The sequence below is a fragment of the Nocardia sp. NPDC059154 genome (assembly GCF_042755705.1).
GTDB lineage: Bacteria > Actinomycetota > Actinomycetes > Mycobacteriales > Mycobacteriaceae > Nocardia.
This window is the reverse complement of the sequence record NZ_JBHZCS010000175.1, coordinates 1-3,435: the sequence shown is the minus strand read 5'-3', so window position 1 is coordinate 3,435 and position 3,435 is coordinate 1. Positions and strand designations below refer to the sequence as shown.

The 3,435-nt window shown below is 56.9% G+C and carries 4 protein-coding genes; 2 read left to right on the top strand and 2 right to left on the bottom strand.

Features of this window, described 5'->3' with window-relative positions; genetic code table 11:
* Positions 1–210: 210 nt before the first annotated feature.
* Positions 211–1,122 (bottom strand): LysR substrate-binding domain-containing protein, encoded by a 912-nt coding sequence (locus ACFXN1_RS51530; RefSeq protein ID WP_379464170.1) that lies wholly within the window; start codon positions 1,120–1,122, stop codon positions 211–213.
* Between the two features lie 200 nt (positions 1,123–1,322).
* Between ACFXN1_RS51530 and ACFXN1_RS51525 the strand changes: the two genes are divergently transcribed.
* Both ACFXN1_RS51525 and ACFXN1_RS51520 read left to right on the top strand, forming a co-directional pair.
* Positions 1,323–1,640: a 2Fe-2S iron-sulfur cluster-binding protein gene (locus tag ACFXN1_RS51525; protein ID WP_379446650.1), complete on the top strand. Its 318-nt coding sequence runs from the start codon at positions 1,323–1,325 to the stop codon at positions 1,638–1,640.
* Between the two features lie 149 nt (positions 1,641–1,789).
* Positions 1,790–3,115, top strand: coding sequence for an NAD(P)/FAD-dependent oxidoreductase (locus ACFXN1_RS51520; RefSeq protein WP_379464168.1), 1,326 nt, complete (start codon positions 1,790–1,792; stop codon positions 3,113–3,115).
* Positions 3,116–3,270: 155 nt separating this feature from the next.
* Here the strand turns inward: ACFXN1_RS51520 and ACFXN1_RS51515 are convergent, their stop codons facing one another.
* On the bottom strand, positions 3,271–3,417 hold the full coding sequence (locus tag ACFXN1_RS51515) for a hypothetical protein (protein ID WP_379446276.1): 147 nt from the start codon (positions 3,415–3,417) through the stop codon (positions 3,271–3,273).
* Between the last annotated feature and the right edge of the window lie 18 nt (positions 3,418–3,435).

Here is a 3,435-nt window from a genome sequence, read left to right as displayed (position 1 = left end):
CTACTCTGTGTTGCCCACAGGCCACTCGTCAGCCGCCGGAAGCCAATCCGAAACCGATCACGCCGGGCCGAAGGCCCCGCGAAAGATCGAGGCTAACTCGATGGAGCACACACAGTTACGTGCAACAAAGGAAGCAAAAACCGCCCCGAAATCCATCCGGCGCGCGAGACAAAACGCCTACCAAGGCCTGCACATCGAACGAGAAGCGCTTCAATCTTTTGTGCTACACCAGTTATCGTGTTCTTGTAATGCACCGAGCACAGCATGGATGGCCGCCTGCATGACGGCGTCCCTTTCCTCACCAAGCCGACAGCACACTGCGATTTGCCATGCCAAGGGCTCGCCTTCGATGGGCCGCCATGAAACATGGCCCAGCCGGCCGGCGTCGGACCTAGGGATGAATGTGACAGCGTGGTCGGACGATAGCTCCGATTCGACCATCAACGCTTGATGGCGTTGATCGCCATGCTTGATCTTACGTGGTTGGAACCCATTTTCTCTGCATGTCGCAAGAAAACGATCATAATGTGCAGGGGCAGAACTTCGCGTTGGTAGGAGAATCGTCTGGTCTTGCAAATCGGAGAGCCTAATCGGCTCATCGCCGGCAAGTGGATGCTCCGGAGAAACGGCGACACCGAGGATCTTCCTCAACGGAGGCGATACCCAAAGGCCTTGTGCATCAACTGGAAGACCCATGACCCCCAGGTCGAAGAGGCCATCGAGGAGACCCTTGTACTGCTCAGCCGTCGAGGCCTCCGACCAGTCGAGGTCGATGTTCCACGTGGCAAACAAGGCCTTGAGGGTACGCACCACGTCCGGGGACGTTGTACTCACGAGCGCCACGCGCAGTGCCCGGTCGACCTCGGCTGGCAGCGCCATGGCTTCGACAGCGGCGTCGAACGCTCGAATGGCCGCCCTTGCGAGAGGCAGCAGTCTCTGACCGTGAGGCGTGAGGTGCACGGACCTGCTTGTACGGGTGAACAGTTGAACGCCGAGCTCGTCTTCGAGGTCCGCGATGCGCTTCGACAGAGGAGGACGGCTCATGTACAGCCTACGTGCAGCACGCCCGAAATGTAGCTCTTCCGCGACGGCCGTAAAGTACCGCAAATGTCGAATCTCCACACCGAATGGTACCACATCGGAACCGATAGGTGCAGGCTTGGTAATGGACGCCGAGCCAACCAGTACTTAACCTGGGCAACACGCCAAGTACCCAACACACGCCGCTAATACCGAGGCCGGAAACGCTTCGGCACTTAGGTGTCTGGTTTTAGCAATTCCGCACTCACCCAAATGTGCACGAACTTGAGGAGTATTCCAATATGAAGATCTTCGTCTACAGCCAGGAAAAGGAGTTGGTCGTACTCGATGATCCCGCCGCAAAAACTCTTATGCAAGCCATCCGCGATGCAGGAATGAACATTGCCGCCCAATGCGGCGGTAGCGCCGCATGCGCAACGTGTCACGTATACGTAGACGAGGCTTGGTTCGCCAAACTGAAACCGGCGGCTGAAATCGAAGATGCAATGCTGGACCTCGCCGAAGAGCGCCAGGAGAACTCGCGGCTTTCCTGCCAGATCGAGCTCTCGGAGGATCTGGACGGCGTAACGGTAACACTTGCGCCCGGAGCAGAAATTTAGAGCACGGCACAACCAGTAACCGAACTGTCGCAGCTTTTACAGACTATCGATGCTGGATTCATCTTGCTGGTATCCAGCGGTACGGCTCGTCAGGGCATACCGCTGGTTAGCGCCGATGGCACCCCTAAGCGTGGGTAGGCTGCCATAGAATGTACGATCGTCTAAACACGCCTCCGGCTTCTCGCGATGATTGGCGCACGTCCGGATTACTACCTGAACTACAATCTTCTAGAAAGGGCACTGGCAAGTCGATGTCACTAGCACGTCAAAGGTTATTGATTATCGGCGGGTCCTATGCAGGATCCGAACTTGCCTCTCACGCCCGCGCAAACGGGTACTGCGAAGACATCGTTATCGTGAGCGAAGAGGCCGAGCTACCCTACCACCGCCCGCCGCTCTCAAAATCCTATCTCAAAGAGCCGGCCGAGGAGGGCACCCCCCTCAGGGCGGCAGCCTTCTATTCCGCTAACAATATTGAGTTGGAGCTGGGAGTCAGAGTGCTCCAACTTGATCCAGCAACGAATGCGGCAGTGTTGTCAAATGGTGCGCGTATCACGTTCGACGTCCTCGCTCTCACCGTCGGCGCGCGTCCGCGGGAGCTCACCTGCGCGGGCTCCGATCTCAAAAATGTCTACTATCTGCGTTCCATCGCGGACGCTCGTGCCCTTAGAGCCGCCGCAGCGGAGGCAGAAAACGTCGTCGTTATCGGCGCCGGATTTATCGGCCTGGAGATCGCTTCCGTGCTTGTACAGCAACATAAGCAAGTCACAGTGATAGAGGCCGAAGATCGAGTACTCGCCCGCGTTGTCGCACCGGAAGTATCTGAATTCTTTTCAACGCAACACGCCCATCATGGCGTCAAATTGCTGACTTCAAGATCAGTGCATTCGCTGGTCGGGGAACGAGGCATTGTTCGTCGGGTGATCCTGGACGATGGTACGTCGATAGATGCAGATACCGTCATCGTCGGTATCGGTTCAGTTCCCAACCTAGAACTATCCCAACAGCTCGGACTGATGAGCCGGAATGGCATTGCGGTCGACTCGCGTTCGCGAACTAGTCAGGCAAATGTTTTCGCCGCTGGCGACTGTGTGTCGTACGTAGGCCCATATAATTCTAGCGGAATACGGCTGGAATCCGTGCAGAATGCCATCGATCAGTCGCGAGTGGCGGGCGCTGTCATTGGGGGTGCAGATCGCGCCTATGAATCAATTCCGTGGTTTTGGTCAGACCAGTATAATCTAAAGTTACAGATCGTCGGCCTACCCGCTGGCGCAACCGAAAGCGTCACACGACCCGGCACAACGTCTGATATTTCAGTATTTCACTTCCGGGGAGACGCATGTATCTGCATTGAGAGCGTAAATCGACCGCGGGAGCATATGTATGCGCGCAAACTCCTACCTCGCGGCGTTGTCACTAAGAAACAGCTACAAGATGTCGATTTCGATATCTCAGCGCTAAACAAACTCTAGTCGCACTCTCATTTTCTTTGGCGTGCCGACCTGATTTGCTTCGGATTGGATACCTCGACCGCACGCCGGCTGGCCGAGCCGATGGACTGACGACAGTCCATCGGCCTGTGGCGTCTGGTCCTCTGGTGCTGTCCATCCAGAACGCCTTAGAACTCCTAACAGAGTGAGAGGTTGACCAGCCGGCGCCAGCAGATGATGCTGCAGGCCAGGCTGAGGAAGGCTTCGTGGATGTCGTCGCGGATCTCCCAGCGGATGCGCAGTCGCCGGAACCAGTGCAGCAGTGCGAAACTCTGCTCGACCACCCAGCGGTGCGCACCGAG

Coding starts and splice junctions, on each gene's coding strand:
- ACFXN1_RS51525 (WP_379446650.1), top strand. CDS start 1,323: ATGAAGATCTTCGTCTACAGCCAGGAAAAGGAGTTGGTCGTACTCGAT.
- ACFXN1_RS51520 (WP_379464168.1), top strand. CDS start 1,790: ATGTACGATCGTCTAAACACGCCTCCGGCTTCTCGCGATGATTGGCGC.